24 protein-coding genes and 1 pseudogene are annotated in these 17,563 nt (G+C 35.7%); 21 read left to right on the top strand and 4 right to left on the bottom strand.

Translation table 11 applies throughout. The annotated features are described in order from the left end of the window. Positions 1-7 precede the first annotated feature (7 nt). The 6 genes and pseudogenes from LG329_RS14445 to LG329_RS14470 all read left to right on the top strand — a co-directional run bounded on the left by LG329_RS14445 (position 8) and on the right by LG329_RS14470 (position 2,589). Positions 8-178: a hypothetical protein gene (locus tag LG329_RS14445; RefSeq protein ID WP_404451515.1), complete on the top strand. Its 171-nt coding sequence runs from the start codon at positions 8-10 to the stop codon at positions 176-178. Positions 179-229: 51 nt separating this feature from the next. Continuing rightward, on the top strand, positions 230-367 hold the full coding sequence (locus tag LG329_RS14450; protein WP_404451516.1) for an alpha/beta fold hydrolase: 138 nt from the start codon (positions 230-232) through the stop codon (positions 365-367). 60 nt (positions 368-427) lie between these two features. Beyond that, a pseudogene (locus tag LG329_RS14455) lies at positions 428-961 on the top strand (alpha/beta fold hydrolase); the annotation flags it as partial. A gap of 29 nt (positions 962-990) precedes the next feature. Continuing rightward, positions 991-1,605 (top strand): hypothetical protein, encoded by a 615-nt coding sequence (locus tag LG329_RS14460; RefSeq protein WP_404451517.1) that lies wholly within the window; start codon positions 991-993, stop codon positions 1,603-1,605. A 32-nt stretch (positions 1,606-1,637) separates the two neighbouring features. Beyond that, on the top strand, positions 1,638-1,985 hold the full coding sequence (locus LG329_RS14465) for a DUF4260 domain-containing protein (RefSeq protein ID WP_404451518.1): 348 nt from the start codon (positions 1,638-1,640) through the stop codon (positions 1,983-1,985). A gap of 10 nt (positions 1,986-1,995) precedes the next feature. Then, the gene (locus tag LG329_RS14470; RefSeq protein ID WP_404451519.1) at positions 1,996-2,589 is read left to right on the top strand and encodes a diphthine--ammonia ligase; all 594 of its coding nucleotides are present in this window, start codon (positions 1,996-1,998) and stop codon (positions 2,587-2,589) included. A gap of 47 nt (positions 2,590-2,636) precedes the next feature. Here LG329_RS14470 and LG329_RS14475 read toward each other — a convergent pair whose 3' ends face one another. The 3 genes from LG329_RS14475 to LG329_RS14485 all read right to left on the bottom strand — a co-directional run bounded on the left by LG329_RS14475 (position 2,637) and on the right by LG329_RS14485 (position 4,933). Beyond that, on the bottom strand, positions 2,637-3,371 hold the full coding sequence (locus LG329_RS14475; protein ID WP_404451520.1) for a DUF2935 domain-containing protein: 735 nt from the start codon (positions 3,369-3,371) through the stop codon (positions 2,637-2,639). A gap of 216 nt (positions 3,372-3,587) precedes the next feature. Then, a complete protein-coding gene (locus LG329_RS14480; protein ID WP_404451521.1) occupies positions 3,588-4,025 on the bottom strand; it encodes a DUF6376 family protein in 438 nt (145 codons plus the stop codon). A gap of 68 nt (positions 4,026-4,093) precedes the next feature. Then, positions 4,094-4,933 carry an aminoglycoside phosphotransferase family protein gene (locus tag LG329_RS14485; RefSeq protein WP_404451522.1) on the bottom strand — a complete coding sequence of 280 codons (840 nt, stop codon included), beginning with the start codon at positions 4,931-4,933 and terminating at the stop codon, positions 4,094-4,096. Between the two features lie 182 nt (positions 4,934-5,115). Here LG329_RS14485 and LG329_RS14490 point away from each other — a divergent pair, with 182 nt between their 5' ends. The 6 genes from LG329_RS14490 to LG329_RS14515 all read left to right on the top strand — a co-directional run bounded on the left by LG329_RS14490 (position 5,116) and on the right by LG329_RS14515 (position 8,726). Continuing rightward, positions 5,116-5,520 (top strand): VOC family protein, encoded by a 405-nt coding sequence (locus tag LG329_RS14490; protein ID WP_404451523.1) that lies wholly within the window; start codon positions 5,116-5,118, stop codon positions 5,518-5,520. A gap of 1 nt (position 5,521) precedes the next feature. Next, on the top strand, positions 5,522-5,980 hold the full coding sequence (locus LG329_RS14495) for a GNAT family N-acetyltransferase (protein ID WP_404451524.1): 459 nt from the start codon (positions 5,522-5,524) through the stop codon (positions 5,978-5,980). An 18-nt stretch (positions 5,981-5,998) separates the two neighbouring features. Further along, positions 5,999-6,547: a GNAT family N-acetyltransferase gene (locus LG329_RS14500; protein ID WP_404451525.1), complete on the top strand. Its 549-nt coding sequence runs from the start codon at positions 5,999-6,001 to the stop codon at positions 6,545-6,547. Positions 6,548-7,109: 562 nt separating this feature from the next. Beyond that, positions 7,110-7,349, top strand: coding sequence for a hypothetical protein (locus tag LG329_RS14505; protein ID WP_404451526.1), 240 nt, complete (start codon positions 7,110-7,112; stop codon positions 7,347-7,349). A gap of 30 nt (positions 7,350-7,379) precedes the next feature. After that, positions 7,380-7,850 (top strand): GNAT family N-acetyltransferase, encoded by a 471-nt coding sequence (locus LG329_RS14510; protein ID WP_404451527.1) that lies wholly within the window; start codon positions 7,380-7,382, stop codon positions 7,848-7,850. A gap of 63 nt (positions 7,851-7,913) precedes the next feature. Next, positions 7,914-8,726, top strand: coding sequence for a helix-turn-helix transcriptional regulator (locus LG329_RS14515; RefSeq protein WP_404451528.1), 813 nt, complete (start codon positions 7,914-7,916; stop codon positions 8,724-8,726). Here LG329_RS14515 and LG329_RS14520 read toward each other — a convergent pair. After that, entirely contained in the window at positions 8,661-9,896 is a 1,236-nt protein-coding gene (locus LG329_RS14520) for an MFS transporter (RefSeq protein ID WP_404451530.1), read from the bottom strand. The genes LG329_RS14515 and LG329_RS14520 overlap by 66 nt on opposite strands. 153 nt (positions 9,897-10,049) lie before the next feature. On the opposite strand from LG329_RS14520, the gene LG329_RS14525 reads away from it, so the two are divergent. From LG329_RS14525 to LG329_RS14565, 9 genes are all read left to right on the top strand, one after another. Next, on the top strand, positions 10,050-11,819 hold the full coding sequence (locus LG329_RS14525) for a LytS/YhcK type 5TM receptor domain-containing protein (protein WP_404451531.1): 1,770 nt from the start codon (positions 10,050-10,052) through the stop codon (positions 11,817-11,819). After that, positions 11,809-12,552, top strand: coding sequence for a LytR/AlgR family response regulator transcription factor (locus LG329_RS14530; RefSeq protein WP_404451532.1), 744 nt, complete (start codon positions 11,809-11,811; stop codon positions 12,550-12,552). The genes LG329_RS14525 and LG329_RS14530 overlap by 11 nt, the downstream gene beginning before the upstream one ends. 139 nt (positions 12,553-12,691) lie before the next feature. Beyond that, positions 12,692-14,131, top strand: coding sequence for a carbon starvation protein A (locus tag LG329_RS14535; protein WP_404451533.1), 1,440 nt, complete (start codon positions 12,692-12,694; stop codon positions 14,129-14,131). 507 nt (positions 14,132-14,638) lie between these two features. Beyond that, a complete protein-coding gene (locus LG329_RS14540; RefSeq protein WP_404451534.1) occupies positions 14,639-15,121 on the top strand; it encodes a GNAT family N-acetyltransferase in 483 nt (160 codons plus the stop codon). An 11-nt stretch (positions 15,122-15,132) separates the two neighbouring features. Continuing rightward, complete coding sequence (locus LG329_RS14545) at positions 15,133-15,567, top strand: NUDIX domain-containing protein (protein WP_404451535.1); 435 nt, start codon at positions 15,133-15,135, stop codon at positions 15,565-15,567. Continuing rightward, positions 15,564-16,103, top strand: coding sequence for a DUF1697 domain-containing protein (locus LG329_RS14550; RefSeq protein ID WP_404451536.1), 540 nt, complete (start codon positions 15,564-15,566; stop codon positions 16,101-16,103). The genes LG329_RS14545 and LG329_RS14550 overlap by 4 nt, the downstream gene beginning before the upstream one ends. Positions 16,104-16,106: 3 nt before the next feature. Continuing rightward, positions 16,107-16,568 (top strand): hypothetical protein, encoded by a 462-nt coding sequence (locus tag LG329_RS14555; RefSeq protein WP_404451537.1) that lies wholly within the window; start codon positions 16,107-16,109, stop codon positions 16,566-16,568. 28 nt (positions 16,569-16,596) lie between these two features. Further along, positions 16,597-17,106, top strand: coding sequence for a DinB family protein (locus LG329_RS14560; RefSeq protein ID WP_404451538.1), 510 nt, complete (start codon positions 16,597-16,599; stop codon positions 17,104-17,106). 123 nt (positions 17,107-17,229) lie between these two features. Further along, positions 17,230-17,376, top strand: a complete 147-nt coding sequence (locus tag LG329_RS14565) for a hypothetical protein (protein ID WP_404451539.1) — start codon at positions 17,230-17,232, stop codon at positions 17,374-17,376. Positions 17,377-17,563 lie beyond the last annotated feature (187 nt).

Genomic DNA, 17,563 nt, shown 5'->3' on the forward strand with positions numbered 1-17,563 from the left:
TGTTTAAATGGACATAGCATTTGCTATTGTTCCACTATTAATTTACTTAATGTTATTGGCGATAACAGTGTTTGTCTTATACCTAGTTATCCAAGCAGCAGTAAGGAATGGTATTAATACATCGATTGTTGGTAAGCGGATGTTGGAGAAGAAAGATGATAATCCAAAATTTAAGTAGATGAAATCGATGAAACATGAAGAGTACTAATAGACGCGAGGGGGTACTAATGTGATACTACATACAGAAATTTATGGGACAGGAGAGCCACTTGTCTTTCTTCATACAGGCTTACAAACTGGAACAACAGACTTCGAACAACAAACAGAGTACTTCAAACAAAACTACCAGGTAATTCTTCCTGATTAAAGAGGTCACGGTAAGTCAGTTTCTGATGATCTATCAAACTATTTTACGGATGCGGCGAAAGACCTTGCAGAAACACTTGATAGTATGGGGATTGATTCAGCACATTTTGCGGGGTGCTCATTGGGTGGATTAATTAGCATATTTTTTGTTAAAAAATATGCAAACAAAGTAAAAAGCTTAACAATATCAGGAGCAATACCGGAAAAGCCTGAAAAATGGGAACAGATGCATGAAACGGATGTGGCGCAACAAACACAACTTCTTCAAAATAAAGAAGCGATTGACTTATTCAATAGTATGCACGATGGTGATTGGAAACAGTTTCTCTATATGGTTCGTGAGCCAAATTGGTACCCGTTTGATGAAACGAATAATTTAGATACACTAGAAATGCCAATTTTGTTTATGGTAGGAGAAGAAAAAACTTATGAAGTGAAAGGGGTAACGATTTATCCTAAAACGAATAGACACATACATGTTTCCGTTATTCCGTTTGCTGGTCACTTAGTACATCTTGAGCAACCTGAGATCTACACAAAAGTCTTAGAAGGGTTTTTAAATAGAGTTGTAGAGGGGAAAGTCGATTCGAAGTAGAATTTTTCGGTCATTGAAGGGGTAATTTTATGATTCAAATTACAATAATCTTGGGATGGGTAGGAATTGCTTTGTTCATCACTTTGGCCGCTACATTTCAAGGGTTGGCTAAAAGAAATGAGTTCGGTTTCATCCATCTTATAATGGCGTTTATGTATGCGATGTGGCTACCATTGCCACTTGCATTAGGAGAAAGTCTAAATGAGGAATTTCTTATCGTTGGCACTATATTCGGTGAGGTTTATCTAATCATGATTATCATCACAATGACACTGCAAACAGGGCATCTAGTACATTCTGCAAAACAAGAAAATGATAAGGAATTGTGGGAAGAACGTGTGGACTGGATGATGGATACCTTAACTAGTCCATACGAGGTATTGGCAAATATCTTTAAATCTGTATGGGCAATTTTTCTCGCTGTAGCATTTTGGAATGAAAGCAATATGTTTATGGGGAGTTTAATGTCATTATTTAGTTTATTGATCGTTTACTTTTTTATTATTCTATTAAACTCGAGTCTTGTACATCCGATTAAATTCTTATCGAAAGTAAAACCAAACCCATTCATTTTTAATTTAGAAACGATTCTTTTCTTTTTATCACTTATGATATATATAACGTTCTACTTAGATTCACTATGAAAGGGTTAATGATTGCGTAATGGAGGGAGAAGATGACCAAATATTTATTACATATAGAGGGATTTGTGGTGCTCATGTTGGCACTATATTTTTACGCTCAAACAGAAATTGGTTGGGGGTGGTTTTTCTTGTTATTGTTAGCACCAGACTTATCTATGTTTGGCTATATGGTAAACAAGAAAATAGGTTCATATGTATATAATTTATTTCACACATACAGCCTGCCCCTACTCCTGATAATACTAACTTTCTCCATGCATCAGGAGCTGCTAGTGGCAATGGGAATAATCTGGGTGGCGCATATCGGTATGGATCGCATGTTTGGATATGGCTTAAAATACGCAACAGACTTTAAATCAACACATTTAAATAAAATTTGAGGTGAAATTAATGTCTAAACAAGTAGCATTATCATTCAGTGGAGGAAAAGATAGTTGCTTTTCCTTGTATAAACTACACCAACAAAATATTAAGGTATCTTGTTTGATCACAACAATTTGGGAACAAAGTCAGAAATCGGTTGCACATGATCAAAAACAGGAAGAAATAATAGAACAAGCCAAGAGTATAGGGATTCCAGTGCATTTCATGGAGTCAGATTTTGATACATATTCTGAGGACTTTGTTCACAAACTTAAAGAGTTAAAAAAACAATATGAAATTAGCGGAATCGCATTTGGTGATATATATTTAGACGGACACCGTGAATGGGGAGAACAAGTAGCTCAAAAAGCCGGGTTAGAACCCCTATATCCGATATGGACAAAAGAAGAAAATGTATCAGATTTGCTTCAGGAAGTTGTCGATATAGGATTTAAAGCAGCGGTTATTAAGGTTGATAAAACGAAGCTTCCGGAGGATTGGGTAGGGAGGATTCTAGATCAATCATTTATCAACGATATTCTTCAAAAAGATGTTTGTCCGATGGGTGAATCGGGGGAATATCATACCGCTGTTTATGAAGGGCCGATATTTAACAAATAAGTAAAAAAAAACCCCACTTTCTCAATATTGAAAAAGTGGGGTTTTTTTTACTTATTAGCTGAGAGACTCTCATCAAACATATCAATAATATGAAGGAACCTATCAGCTTCACGAAATACATGGTCTGCCAAGAGTGGATGAATAATACTTTTGATTTTACACTCTTCAATTAGGTCCCTTGCAGTTTTCTTGAACTCACGTAAAGAGACTACCGACACACGGTTTTGATCCAGGAATTGGTCTAATAGCGGTACTGTTTCTGATTGAGGTCGCATGGAATCCATATCCAAAGCCTGAAATACTAGTTGGTCAAAGTCATGACCAAACTCACGTGCTTGTTCAACTAACTTCCGTTCAGATGGGTCCAGTAGATGGCCAATAAATTTCGAATGGTCAGCCATGATTCGCAGGAAAAACACGTTTTCTTTAATAATTGCTTCTGGTAATGGCTGAAGCTTTCCATCATTTAAATCTTTTAATCTGTTAGCAAAATATGCGGCTTCTCGGCTTGTATGGTCAAGTAATAATGGATAGTTATTTGATCGAATTTCGCAACGTAAAGATAATCCAAGAACTTTTCGTTTGTAAGCCCAAATGGATACTGCCGCTTGATAAACTTCCATATTAAATTCCGCAACTACTTCCGGGTCCGAATTTGCGGAAAATCTACTTAACTTCTCTTCAATCCGTTCGAACAAATCGATAAACTGTTGTGCTTCTTTTATTAACCTTTCATCATTAAAATTAAATCCCAAACTTAAAAATAATGCGTGTTCCTTCATTATTCTCGACCAAAAACGAATCTCGTCAAGTGATTGAGACACGAATACACTAATAACAATCCCTCCTTCTTAGATGACAATAATTATTAAATCCCAATGTTAAATGTATTTTTTATTAATTTGTCCTATGCCTGGTAATAATTTTTATTTCATTTTTTAATTTTTGAACATTGTTTAACGCCAAAAAAAGCCGCTTCTAAAAGAAGCAGCTTTTTATCATAATCCTAATTGTTCAATTTGATCTAGTAGGCCTGTGATGTCATTAATGGTTTGATAGAGTTCAGATTGTCGCAACTGATCGACTGCGATTTCACCATTTTGTAAAGCTTTATTGACCGCGTCTTCAAGTTGTTGGTTTTTGGCCTTTAATTCTTGATGTATATCTTCAGCGAGTGCGGGTACCTCAATACCATTGTATTCTTGAATATTTTCTTGTAGAGATTTTAATCTCGATTCTAACTCAGCTTTGGCTTCCGAGTTATTAGCTGCTTCGTTAACGAGTGAAGATGTATCTTCTGCAAATTTAGTTAATTCATTTATATATTCTGTGGATTCATTGACATAGTTCAAGGAATTATTGGCCTCATCTAATAAAGAGCAACCACTAAGCGCCAATAGTGCAGTGATAAGTGTGATACTGATACGTTTTTTCATCAGATTTCTCCTTTCCTATTCTTGCTATAGCATATCACTAAAGAAGAAATAATACGTGATATAAGTACTTATGAAGAAATATTTTTCAATCTAAGAAACTTTGATAAAGCAGTCTTCCAATTTACATAATTACCCACTTGAACTGCATTTAATAATTCATGAAAAACAGGTTGTAAGCCATAGAATTGTTCAACTCTTTTGTATAACGCTTCTGAAGATTCCGTACCTGTATAATAGGACAAAACCTCTTTAGTAAATTCTGGACCGTAATCCCAATAAAAACCAGCAAAATCAAAAGCTGGATCTCCAATTTGAGCATCCGTAAAGTCAATTATTCCATTAATGTTCTTTGATTTTTCATCAAATATTATATTCGATGAGGAAAGGTCTCCATGAATGACAGTTTTTGGATAAGTAAGAGTCGAAAAATCACTAAGGAATTCGCCAAATGTTTCAGTGACTTCTTCTTGCTGATCTTCGTTTAAAAATGGATAAACTTCTTTTTTAACAGACTCATACAGTTTATTCCAAAATTCAAAAGTGTGATCAGTAATTAATTTTGGCGGATTTTCTAAACTATGTAACTTTGTTAAAAATTCCCCAAGCAATTTCGCATTTTCTGTTCTGTTCGGAATAAGCTTAAACTTACTTAATGAAACCCCTTCAATATATCGATAGTAGACACATTTTAAATATTTATTTTCATCGTATAATGAGCCGTATTTAGGAACATTCACTATTGGATGCTGCTTTAATATCGATTCTAACAAAGTAACCTCTTTTATAACCTTATTAGCAATCTCTGTGGTTTTTGGAAACCGAAAAACAATCTTCTGATTGATAACGATAATGTCGTTGTCCCAGCCACTATTGTTTGTTTTTATATGATCTATTTGTAAATTTGGCATTGAATCAATAATAAAATGAAGTCTTTCATTCTAACACTAATTATGTAAGATTTTATCATATAAATGCAGGATTTCCATTGCGAATAATAGAATATAATGCTATGGAAAGAGATGTAAGCAGATATAGGTGAAATTAATCAGGCTAGTGGATCCTACAAATAAAATGTGAAAGGAAGTTTAAAATGAAGTTTAACGATTTTTCGACTGCACAAATCAGAATAGCTAGACCAACAGATAAATTTGAAGAAGTAATCGATTTTTATGAGAAAGGTCTTGGTTTAACTCGTTTGACCGAATTTTCTGGTCATCGCGGGTATACAGGTGTTATCTATGGCTTACCGGGTTTATCTTATCATTTGGAATTTACAAAACATGTTGATGGCAGTCCGTGTCCTGCGCCATCAGAAGATAATTTGTTGGTTCTTTATATACCGGAAAAAAGTGAAATTGATCGTATATATAATCGTCTACAAGCTATGGGGTATGAAGGGGTTGAACCTGAGAATTCATATTGGGAGGAAAAAGGTATTACAATCGAAGACCCTGATGGCTGGAGAATCGTACTCATGAATACAAATGGTATATAACATGGTAATTCAAAAATTAGGCGTGCAAGACAACCCGCCTATGGACTTACTTTTATCAGCAGATCCTTCAAGAGAACTTATTGAGAAGTACTTACAAAAAGGACAATGCTTTATTGCAAAAATAGAGAGTGAAATTGTAGGAGTTTATGTTTTGCTCCCGATCAATTCAGCTACAGTTGAACTTATAAATATAGCAGTTGCTGAAGGAATACAGGGAAAAGGAATCGGAAAACAATTAACTCTACATGCAATTGAAAATGCAAATTCTCAAGGGTATAAGGCAATCGAAGTAGGGACTGGTAATTCTAGTATCGGACAACTGGCACTGTATCAAAAATGCGGGTTTCGCATTTTTGGGGTTGAACATGACTTTTTTGTGAAACATTATTCGGAAAAAATCATGGAAAATGGTATACATTGCAGGGATATGATTCGATTAAAAATCAACTTTGAAAATTAATGGAGGGGAGGCCTTCTTATGGAATTTCCGACACTTGAAACAAAACGACTCAAATTAATACATATTGATCATCAATATGATCAGGCATTTTTTGAAATTATGTCTAACGACACTGTAACAGAATTCTATGGCATGGATAGTTTGAAAAGTGTTGATCAAGCAATAAAAATCATTGATTCATTCGAGGATACATTTTCGAAAAAACAGGGTATGCGATGGGGGATTATTTGGAAAGAAACGAACGCCTTCATAGGAACGATTGGCTTAAACAACCTAAGCAATTGGAGTAAGCGAGCCGAAATTGGATATGAGCTGCACCCCGATCATTGGCGAAAAGGGATTACAACTGAAGCAATAGAAGCGGTACTAAATTACGCCTTCCATAATCTAGGGCTATTCCGAATGGGTGCAGTAACTTTTCCAGATAACGTTTCTTCCAATAACTTGTTAGAAAAGATTGGCTTTACAAAAGAAGGCATATTGCGTGGTTACCTTTATCAAGATAGTCAATCACATGATGCACTTGTTTTCTCCATACTACGCACAGAGTGGGTGGAAGATGTTTAATATTCGTTAAAAAAGGAAACATACAAGTATGATGAAATATTGTACAAGCTATGCCTTGTACTGGAGGAGATACCCATGAAAAAATTGATAAAAAGACTGATTAAATATGGCCCAATGATTTACCCACTTATAAAAAAGTTTCGTGATAAACGTAAAAATAGAACAGTTAATCATTAAAAAATTACCGCATTAGTTCAACATGAGCTAGTGCGGTATTTTTATTGATGAATTACAGGGATTCGCCGGTGATTGTTTGGAAATCGCCGTTGGATTCCAGAAAACCACCGGGGAATGCCCAAAAACCGCCGATGCTCCCGGGATATTCGCCGATGAAAGATCGAAAGTAGCCGGTGCCCCATCAGAATTTGAGCAAATAGATGCCACGGGAACAGGTTATTATATCTCAACAAAATTCTACCGCAAACTCTATTTTTTTTGATATGATAGACGAGGATTAATAATTCATAATTTTTCAATCACATAAGGAGAACGCTATACGAAAACAGATGCAATAAACCGGTCACAGTTTCTAAGGCCAGAACAATAGAATCTAAAGAGGTGCATGACAATTAAAAAGTATACAAAAGCTGGAAACGTAATTTTTTATTTTGGCTTACTCGTATTCATATTTGGACTGAGTATGAATGAAAATATTGGTTGGAAAAAGTATTGGCCAGAACACTTCACTTCCTATTCCTTGCCAATTATGATCTCAGGTGTAGTCATTATTATCCTGACAAACTTTTTCAGGAAAAAGAAAAGTGATAAATCTAATGAATCCAATAATGGTGAGGAAAAATAATTATTGGATGTAGGGGAATGAGGTAAAGTTATGCAGTTATTAAAAAGTAAAATGACCAAGGATTTAGCAGTAGATGCGCTTCAATGGAGGTATGAAAAGCCTTATGATTTATATAATAACGAATTAAACTCTGAAGCAATTGATGAAATGTTAGACAATTCATATTTTGGAATTGTTAATGAGGAAAATGAATTAATTGGTTATTATTGCACAGGGATATCTGCACGTGTTCCGGCAGGAAATAAAATAAATGCTTATGATGAAGAACGTATTGATATCGGAGTAGGATTGAAGCCAAATCTTACAGGGAAAGGTTTTGGCTCGACGTTTTTTTCATTTATTCTTGAAGACATTGTACGAACCCATCCGAATATCCCTATGCGTTTAACGGTAGCCACTTTCAATAAAAGAGCTATTCGTCTATACGAAAAGTTCGGGTTTGTAGAACAAAAAAAATTCGATTCAGAAGTTGCGGAGTTCATTACGATGACTCGGAAATAATTACTGTGATCCAGGTATATGGAGGGGAATGGTCTCGATGATATATAAAAGGGAGTTTTTGACATGATTCTAGATCATCAAAATGGTTTGCTTCTCATGCGAAATGACCACCTGGGGGAACGAAACTGGAGAAGTGATGATTGCTATAAGTTAATATATTCTTCTTTTGGGATAAGTTCATTCCAAACGAAGCAACATGACTTATCTATCCATTCAGGTGAATATTTAATTGTGAACCCACATGGTGAGCACAAACAATTACATATTACGAAGGAAAAATTTCTGGTAGAACTTGACCAATCCTTACTCAGAGAAGTAGCGGAGGGATTAAACATATATATAAGAGAACCGGAATTTGCCTTGTTATCCTTTAAACACCCACAAATCACAAAATGGGTTGGTTTTATGCGTGAATTTATGCTGTACAATGATGATGCTTCTCAAGAAATGAAAAAACTATTTGTCGAAAATTCCCTCACACAGTTAGCGATATTGATGCTCCAGTATGGCCCAGGCTCCCATCTACACGAATTGCCTGCGTTTCAGGCTAATGATGCACTGCAGAAAGTGATGAATGCGTTAAAAGATAGCTATGACAATGATTGGACGCTCGATGAGATGGCAGTACTATCGGGATTAAATAAATTTCAGTTTGTGCATCAATTTAAACAGACAACAGGACTATCACCATATTCATGGTTGCAAACCTATCGATTAATGAAAAGTCACTACCTTTTAATACAATCTACTACCACGATTCTTGATATAGCTTTACAAGTAGGGTTCAAAAGCGTTGGTGCTTATAACAATTTATTTAGGCGGGTTTACGGAAAAACTCCTACTGCTTTTCGAGCTTTTTATCAGAAAAATAAGTAGACCAATCAAGCTGACTACAATGATAAGTAAACCACTACCTATCATTATTTTTTGAATTGAAATAGTAACTGCCAACAAACCAAATATGGCCAAAGATATAGTATTAGACAAATATAACAAAACAGCATTCGAACTGAACGCTCTACCCAGCTTATCCTCTGGAACGAGTGATTGAATAAGATATACTCGTACTAGACTTGAAATTGGAAGGCCAATGCCGACTAACACAGCACCAATAAAAAAGTGCTTAATATCATAGAGAATCCCGTAATATAGTATGCCACTACCCCAAATTCCAGCGCCAACTAGATATATTTTTACATTCATTTTTTTAATAAAAAATGGAACACAAAGATTGGTCACAATTACGGTTACACCGAATGCGCCTTGCAGAATACTGTAGACTTCTTTGCTTTTGCTGGTCATATCGGTTAATGCTAGTAAGAGTCCCACTTCCCATACCCACGTGTTGAAAAATACAACCACGAACGTAAGCAGGAACAAATATTTTAGTGTTCCCTGCTCCTTTAACCATGCAAAGAATTCCGCTATAGCCAGAAAAACATGTTTAATAGACCTCTCGACTTGCTGCTTTTGCTCCGTAAAATGCACATTTGAAATACAAATTACACTTATTAAATAAGTTAATGCATCCAGTAAAAAGAAATAAATAACTCCATATGACAAAAGCCAAACAGATATAACAGGGCTAAGAACAGTCACGCCACGACTAACTGTATCATTTAAACTGTTTACAAGTGTTCTTTCCTCAAGTTTAGTTATCTGTGGCAAAACGGCTCGATGGGCTGGGTTGAAGAAACATCCAATACTTTGAATTAAAAAACTAACAACTAACAAATACATATAGCTCATCACATCAAAATGATAGAAAACTACTACTGAAAAAACTAGCGGAATGCGAAGACAATCAAGAACTATCAGTAACCTTTTTCTTGGGAGCCAATCAGCTATAACTCCCCCAACTAAACCAAAAAATAGGTAAGGCAAAGTCTCTGCAATAGCCATACCAGTTGTGTGCACAGCCGATCCTGTTAGATCATAGGCAAGAAATAAAAACGCCATTCCCGATAACACATCACCCAAGCGTGAGATTCCCCCTCCAATTAAATAGAATCGTATATTTTTATTTCTACCTATTGATTTATACATGATTTTCACCTCTGGAGTAACTATATACCTGAATGAGAAGAGAGTCTCTATAAATATTGCTGAAAAATAGCGCAATAATTGTATACAATGTTTTTCTAAAAAGAAGCTATCATCTATAATAGGTTAAGGATATATCTGGGGGTGAATGCTCAAGTGTGGGAATTACTATTGTTAATGCTCGAGAGAATTGGAATTATTGTTACAGTGGCTTTCCTGATGACAAGGATGCGTTATTTCAGGTCCGTTATTCATCAGCAAGATGTAACAGATAAACAACGCCTCCCGGTTATGATTATGTTCGGTTTATTTGGCATTCTGGGTACATATACAGGATTAGTAGTAAATACAGATTCATTGGGATTATCAAGTTGGGCGATGGATCTCGAGGAAGATGAAGCCATTGCTAATTCACGAGTAATTGGAATTGTAATAGCAGGTCTTATCGGCGGCTGGAAGATTGGATTAGGTGCGGGTGTAATTGCTGGCATACACCGTTTTTCACTGGGTGGATTTACTGCTGTTTCCTGTAGCATATCTGGAATAATTGCAGGAATATTGGCTGGTCTTATCCATAAACGTCTGCAAAGAAGTAGAAGGCATGTTCCACCATTAGTTGCATTACTTGTTGGAGGTCTGGCAGAGACTCTTCAAATGGGTCTAATCTTACTTATTTCAAAGCCGTTTGATCAGGCGCTTCAACTAGTGGAAGAAATAGGATTACCGATGATTGTGGCTAATGGAATAGGGACGGCTATATTCGTTTTAGTTATAAATAGTGTTTTTCAAGAAGAAGAAAAAATGGGCGCAACGCAGGCCCAGAAATCTTTGCGCCTTGCTGAAATGACGATTGCACATTTACGTCAGGGCCTATCCACAAAAACAGCTGCAGCAACGTGTGAAATATTGTTAAAAGAGGTCGAAGCGTCAGCTGTTGCAATAACGGATCGGGAAGTTATTCTTGCGCATATTGGTGTTGCCTCAGATCACCATAGGTCAAATCAAGTAATCCAAACAGAAGGAACGCAGCATGTTTTACATGAAGGAGAATTATTAATTGCTGATAAGGATGCTATTAACTGTCATAATCAAGGATGTCCTCTAGATAGAGCAGTTATTGCACCATTGAAACGAAAAACGGAAACGGTTGGAACGTTAAAGTTTTATTTTGAAGATAAAAAAGACATTTCTTCCGTTACAATTGAGTTCATAAAAGGACTTTCTTCACTATTAAGCCAACAGTTAGAAATTGCAGATGCAGAGCGATATTATCAATTAATGAAGGAAGCAGAAATAAAAGCATTACAAGCCCAGGTCAGTCCCCATTTTCTGTTCAATGCACTTAACACGATTGTTTCATTAGTTAGAATAGATCCGGATAAGGCTCGAAAGCTGTTAATTTCATTATCCCGTTACTTCAGAAAAAATTTAGAAAGCTCAACGAACCCAATGACGAAGCTTTCACGAGAGTTTGAACATGTAAATGCGTACTTATCCATTGAAAAGGAAAGATTTGTTGAAAAACTACAAGTTTCATATGATGTTGAAGATGAACAGTTAATGGATTATAGGATTCCCACGATGACGTTGCAGCCACTGGTCGAAAATGCATTAAAGCATGGAATGAAAGGGTCAACACGGAAGAACATTATTGTAATCTCCGTTCTACAAAAGGGAAAAGGCGTATTGGTAACCATAAAGGATAATGGGAAAGGTATTGGAAATGAACGTTTAAGTGAACTACTTCATAAACCAGTATCATCTGAAACAGGTACAGGAATTGGCCTTTATAACGTGAATCGTCGTTTGGAAATGATGTTCGGAAAAGATTCCAAGCTGAACATTCAATCAAAGGAAGGAAAAGGAACTTCTGTTGAGTTCTACTTGCCTCAAGAAGTGAAAGGGGACAGAAACGATGCCCAATAAAGAACTTAAGGCTATTATTGTCGATGATGAATTATACGCACGCGAGGAGTTGAAGCATTTATTATCAAGCCACCCTTCAATAAAGATTATTGCGGAAGCAGATTCTGGTGAAAAAGGGCTTGAGAAGGCAATGGTTCAAAAACCTGATATTTTATTTGTTGATATTGAGATGTCAGATATGTCGGGACTTGAAATGGTTGCAGCCCTTGAAAATATGAAGAATCCACCTAAAGTAGTTTTTGCAACTGCCTATTCTGACTACGCTGTTAAAGCTTTTCGGTACGGAGCTGTCGATTATTTATTAAAGCCATTTTCTGAAGATGAAGTCGGGGAAACTGTTCACAGACTAGAGAAGTTATTAATTGGTGAGGCAGAACAGGTGCTAGAAAACAAAGAGAAGCCTATTGGAAAACTTGCTGTTGAAAAAGAAGGTAACATTGTATACCTATCACCTGATGAAATAGTTTATTGTACACACCATGATCGAGAAACAGTTATTTATACAAAACAGCATACCTATCAATCCCGAATAACGTTAAAGGAATTAGAAATGAAGCTTAAAGATTATTCTTTTTATCGTACACACAAAAGCTTTCTTGTAAATTTAAAAGAAATCGAGCAATTGACCCCATGGTTTAATGGAGCTTTTGAAATAAAACTGAACAAGTTGGAAGAGAAAATTCCGGTTAGTCGAAATTATGTAAAGCCGCTACGCGAACTGCTTGAGCTTTAAGGTAACTTTCATGTACTATTTTTAACACGTTGGATACGAATTTCGACGTGTTATTCACTTTTTCACAATTAATTCACAAATCCGTTTATAATTGTTCCTACAATATGAAAGCGCATTCATAGAAAAGGGGGAATTATAAATGGTAACTTTTTTAGTATCAATTGCACTACTTGTTGTAGGGTATTTAACATATGGTAAATTTGTAGAAAAAGTGTTTGGAGCTAATACAAAACGAAAGACTCCTGCTTTTAGTATGGCGGATGATGTCGATTATGTTCCGATGAACACTAAAAAAAATTCATTGATTCAATTATTGAACATTGCAGGAGTAGGTCCAATATTTGGTCCAATCTTGGGAGCCTTATATGGCCCGGTGGCGTTTTTATGGATTGTTCTAGGTGCGATTTTTGCTGGGGCGGTACATGATTATTTAACAGGTATGATTTCAATCAGAAACCGTGGGGCTCACTTACCTGAACTAGCAGGAAAGTTTCTTGGGAAAAGCATGAAGCACGTTGTAAATGCTTTTTCAGTTCTATTATTATTATTAGTTGGAACAGTTTTTGTTTCTGCTCCAGCAACGCTTCTTCATAACTTAACTTCAAATTGGTTAGGGTTAGGACTAATAGTAGCTGCGATTTTTGTTTATTACATTGTAGCAACGATTTTACCTATTGATAAAATTATTGGTAAAGTTTATCCATTATTCGGCGCTTTATTATTACTTAGTGCTGCAGGTGTTGGGATTGGTCTGATTGTGACTGGCGCACCGATTCCTGAAATGAATTTTACGAACATGCATCCAGATAATCTTCCAATTTTCCCACTGTTATTTTTAACAATTTCATGTGGAGCTTTATCTGGATTCCATGCAACACAATCACCAATCATTTCTCGTACGACAGAGAATGAAAGTCAAGGTCGCAAAATTTTCTACGGTATGATGATTGCTGAAGCTATTATTGCTATGATTTGGGCAGCGGCAGCAATGAGTTTATTCAGTGGTAATGAATTAAGTGAAACATTGGCAGCTGGCGGTCCAGCAGCAGTTGTAAGTGAAGTATCTATTAGCATGCTTGGTGCAATAGGTGGAACACTAGCTATTCTAGGTGTTATCGTTTTACCGATTACGTCTGGTGATACATCTTTCCGAGGCTTACGAATGATTGTTGCGGATTATTTTAAAATTGGTCAAAAGAAAGTATTAAATCGCATTTGGGTAATCGTTCCATTTTTTGTTTTATCATTTGCTTTAACAAAAATCGATTTCACCCTTTTGTGGCGTTACTTTTCATGGGCAAATCAATCTACGGCAATGATTGCACTTTGGGTAGGAGCAATGTATTTAATCCTAGCTAAGAGAAATTATTGGATTGCATTCATCCCAGCTGTATTTATTACGATGGCATCTGTGACTTATATTTTATATGCAGAAATTGGTTTTGGATTACCAATTAATGTTGCCTATGTAGTTGCTGCAGTCATAACAGCTATCATTATCGGATTGTTTTACCGTTCAGCAAACAAACAAAAGCAAAAATCAATCGATCTAGATGATGGATTGGATAAAGTAGCATAAATTTTAAAATGAATTGAGTTTATCTCCTTAGGGGGATAAGCTCTTTTTTTTCCTTTAACAATGCCCTTATCCGTTTAAAGTATATAAAAAGATCGTATTTTGCAGGAATTTGTTGCGTAACAGTCGAAATTGTAAATGTAAAGCAACGTAATAAATTTTAATACGTAAAAGGGCTTCAAATGTATAACCTCAAGACTATCTCGAATAGATGAGGGTGAAGGCATGTCTGGCGTAGGAATTAAACCGGATGTTTATGTGCCGTGGACGCCGGAACATATTGTTGAAGATGTAGATTTAAAAGAGGCAATGAAACTATTAGGAACCAAGCTGGGAAGGTGATTTTTTGCAAACAACAAATGAGTTAATAAATGAATGTGAACAATTTACTGTTTGGGTTGAAAAGCTGGGAACATATCAAAGCGACCAATTTTTTATGGTCTGTTGCGGAAATCCTGTCTTATATTAAAGTTCACTATTGATTAATAAAACACGCTAGGAGGAAACATAATGACAGTTACACTAATTCCCATGACACAGGATGACTTTGCCCATTATACATCTAAAAGTATTCAGGGTTATGCGGAAGAAAAAGTAGAAGCGGGAACATGGACAAAAGAGGAAGCACCTGAAAATTCAGAGAAAGAATTCGAAAAGTTATTACCAGAAGGTTTGGAAAGCGAACACCAAAATTTATATGCAATCACAAAAATTGAAAGTGAAGAAAAGGTAGGTTGGCTATGGTATCACTATAATCCAGAAAATCTACAAAAGGAAGCGTTTATCTATGATTTTTTAATTTTTGACGACTTACAAGGACAGGGTTACGGTAAAGCAGCCTTGAAAGCGTTGGACGACCATGCACTGGCAAATGGAATTGAAAAGATATCATTGCATGTGTTTGCACATAATAAACGAGCAATTAGTTTATACGAAAAATTAGATTATGAAGCGAAGGATTTGATTATGTCCAAGTGGTTGAATAAAGGTTAGGGTGTGTAGGTATGGAGCCAATTAAAAAAGCTTATGGATATGTAACGAGAATGATAGATGAAAAACCTCAGGTGTTAGTATTTAAGCACTCAGTAAAAGAAGCTGGGATTCAAATACCTAAAGGGACAGTCGAAATAGGAGAATCCCCTTATGATGCCGTTATTCGGGAAATGAAGGAAGAAACAGGGTTAGTTGATCTTCATGTTGATGGGTTAATAGAACGTGATCGTTGGGAAAATAAAGGAAAAATATATGAACGGTATTTTTATAAAATAATTGTAGACGAAATTCGCGAGGAATGGGATCATAAACCAACTGGTGGGGGAAGTGAAAATGGATTAACTTTCTCCTTCTTTTGGGTTTCTTATCAAGAGCAAGTTAAGTTAGCCCCCGGACATGGTGATTATTTGTATCGGATTTTTTCTAATGAAGGGGTGAAGAAATGACCACTTATATCGCTTTATTGCGCGCTATAAATTTAGGTAAGCGCAACAAAATTAAGATGGCGGAATTGAGAGAATTACTTGTATCAATGGATTTAAAGAATGTCCAAACTTATATTCAAAGTGGTAATGTCATTTTTGATTCTGAAGTTAATGCAGAACATTTAACACAACAACTTGAACAAGAAATCCAATCAACATTTGGATTTCCTGTCCCTGTAATCTTAAGAACAGCAACTGAACTGGAACAGATTATCAGGAGTTGTCCTTATTCATTTGAAAATTTAACAGAAGGTGAAAGTATTCATGTATCCTTTTTAGCTGAATTACCTTCACAGGAAAAAATTGATCAATTAACCGATTTCAATAATGAAATAGATGAGTATCAAATAAATGCTAAAGAAGTGTACATGTATTTCGGTCAGAATTTACATAAATCCAAGCTGCCGAATCATCTTAAAAAGTTGGATGTGCCCGCAACTTTGCGCAATTGGAAGACTGTCATGAAGTTATCGGAAATGGTAGGGGCAAGAGAGTAGGTGTTGTCTATCCAAAAGTTGTTAGGTGCCACTTTAATTCTACTAATGCTGTGTGCATGTTCAAATGAGGAGAAGCCTTTAGAAATCAAGGATAAAAGTTTTGCAGAAACGCTTTTGATAAATAAAGTAGAAAACAATGTTTCAGGAGTGTCTGGAGATCCTATCGTTATAAAAGATAACAAGAAAATTATCAAGCTATTAACAATGGTTGAAGGCATGAAGGTTAAAAAAGGAGATTCTGATAAGTTCTTTGAAGAATTGAAGACACATGATTCCTACTCATTTTCCATTTCTGATAAAAAAAAGCTGAAAACCGGCACACATGTAGCCTATTCATTTTATGTTTTAGAAGATGGTACTTTCTTTTTCATGGAAAACGCTGGTTCAAGAAAATTTTATATAACAACTAAAACATATCCAGACGTTATCAATAAAATTAAGGAATTACTAGATATAAATTATTGATACAATGCAAAGTTAGGAGACAATACAAATGGAATTTAAAGTAAAAGAGTTAGAAGATTATTCACCGCAAATGGGACATCTAGTATCCATGATGAATTACGCTAGACTCACAACATTACAGGCGGTGCAAGGGTTAACCACCGAACAATTAGATTACTTACATAGTGAAAATAGTAATTCTATCGGCGCGCTTTTATTCCACATTGCTGCTGTAGAGTTTGGTTTTCAACTTGAAATATTTGATAAGAGAGAACCAAATGAACAGGAAACACTTGAATGGGGAGCGGGATATGACCTTGGGGATAAAGGGAGAAGCGAGATTAAAGGTAATTCATTAGAGTTTTATGTTGATAAATTAAAGACAGTTCGGGAAAGAACGTTAAAAGAGTTTCAGAAACGAGATGATAATTGGTTGTATTCTGATCGATTGTGGGGAGATAACCAATCGAATAACTATTTCATTTGGTTCCATTCGTTTGAAGATGAAATTAATCATCGGGGTCAGATTAGGATTCAAAGAAAAATGCTGCCCAGATAATTTGTGAGAAATGAACTTAAAGGAATGATTAGCTTATCCACGAATAAAATGTAACGTATCATCATAAAACTTGCTTGGTTTTTAGCGATGATAGTAGAAATTTTATTCAGGGGGTGGGTAGGTGTGAAATTTGAAAGGGGAGGCATAGCATTTGTGGGCTGTATGTCCCTTGGGATAGGACTTGGCTTGTTATTTGGTAATGCAGCAGTAGGTACGTTAATTGGGATGGGGGCTGGCCTATTAATAATGGTTTTTAGTAAAAGAACCTGATATATCCTAAAGGCAGGGAACTATCCTTTAAATGAAATTATTTTGTAGAATGTTTAAAGGTTGGACGATGCCGTTTGATAAACTGAACTATTATAGTAAATTCTTTGCTAGTACGGGTTCGTCCAACCCCAATACACTATTAAATCCTTCGTAATATTTCTTCATTCAAAATACCTCAGTCATTGAA

Source organism: Virgibacillus necropolis, assembly GCF_044793635.1.
GTDB lineage: Bacteria > Bacillota > Bacilli > Bacillales > Amphibacillaceae > Virgibacillus_F > Virgibacillus_F necropolis_A.

What these genes read in the sequence shown, in the direction of transcription:
- LG329_RS14510 (WP_404451527.1), top strand. Translation starts at nt 7,380, where the DNA reads ATGCAGTTATTAAAAAGTAAAATGACCAAGGATTTAGCAGTAGATGCG.
- LG329_RS14475 (WP_404451520.1), bottom strand. Translation starts at nt 3,371, where the DNA reads ATGAAGGAACACGCATTATTTTTAAGTTTGGGATTTAATTTTAATGAT.
- LG329_RS14560 (WP_404451538.1), top strand. Translation starts at nt 16,597, where the DNA reads ATGGAATTTAAAGTAAAAGAGTTAGAAGATTATTCACCGCAAATGGGA.
- LG329_RS14480 (WP_404451521.1), bottom strand. Translation starts at nt 4,025, where the DNA reads ATGAAAAAACGTATCAGTATCACACTTATCACTGCACTATTGGCGCTT.
- LG329_RS14495 (WP_404451524.1), top strand. Translation starts at nt 5,522, where the DNA reads ATGGTAATTCAAAAATTAGGCGTGCAAGACAACCCGCCTATGGACTTA.
- LG329_RS14470 (WP_404451519.1), top strand. Translation starts at nt 1,996, where the DNA reads ATGTCTAAACAAGTAGCATTATCATTCAGTGGAGGAAAAGATAGTTGC.
- LG329_RS14540 (WP_404451534.1), top strand. Translation starts at nt 14,639, where the DNA reads ATGACAGTTACACTAATTCCCATGACACAGGATGACTTTGCCCATTAT.
- LG329_RS14460 (WP_404451517.1), top strand. Translation starts at nt 991, where the DNA reads ATGATTCAAATTACAATAATCTTGGGATGGGTAGGAATTGCTTTGTTC.
- LG329_RS14445 (WP_404451515.1), top strand. Translation starts at nt 8, where the DNA reads ATGGACATAGCATTTGCTATTGTTCCACTATTAATTTACTTAATGTTA.
- LG329_RS14505 (WP_404451526.1), top strand. Translation starts at nt 7,110, where the DNA reads ATGACAATTAAAAAGTATACAAAAGCTGGAAACGTAATTTTTTATTTT.
- LG329_RS14515 (WP_404451528.1), top strand. Translation starts at nt 7,914, where the DNA reads ATGATTCTAGATCATCAAAATGGTTTGCTTCTCATGCGAAATGACCAC.
- LG329_RS14500 (WP_404451525.1), top strand. Translation starts at nt 5,999, where the DNA reads ATGGAATTTCCGACACTTGAAACAAAACGACTCAAATTAATACATATT.
- LG329_RS14485 (WP_404451522.1), bottom strand. Translation starts at nt 4,933, where the DNA reads ATGCCAAATTTACAAATAGATCATATAAAAACAAACAATAGTGGCTGG.
- LG329_RS14465 (WP_404451518.1), top strand. Translation starts at nt 1,638, where the DNA reads ATGACCAAATATTTATTACATATAGAGGGATTTGTGGTGCTCATGTTG.
- LG329_RS14550 (WP_404451536.1), top strand. Translation starts at nt 15,564, where the DNA reads ATGACCACTTATATCGCTTTATTGCGCGCTATAAATTTAGGTAAGCGC.
- LG329_RS14530 (WP_404451532.1), top strand. Translation starts at nt 11,809, where the DNA reads ATGCCCAATAAAGAACTTAAGGCTATTATTGTCGATGATGAATTATAC.
- LG329_RS14520 (WP_404451530.1), bottom strand. Translation starts at nt 9,896, where the DNA reads ATGTATAAATCAATAGGTAGAAATAAAAATATACGATTCTATTTAATT.
- LG329_RS14545 (WP_404451535.1), top strand. Translation starts at nt 15,133, where the DNA reads ATGGAGCCAATTAAAAAAGCTTATGGATATGTAACGAGAATGATAGAT.
- LG329_RS14535 (WP_404451533.1), top strand. Translation starts at nt 12,692, where the DNA reads ATGGTAACTTTTTTAGTATCAATTGCACTACTTGTTGTAGGGTATTTA.
- LG329_RS14490 (WP_404451523.1), top strand. Translation starts at nt 5,116, where the DNA reads ATGAAGTTTAACGATTTTTCGACTGCACAAATCAGAATAGCTAGACCA.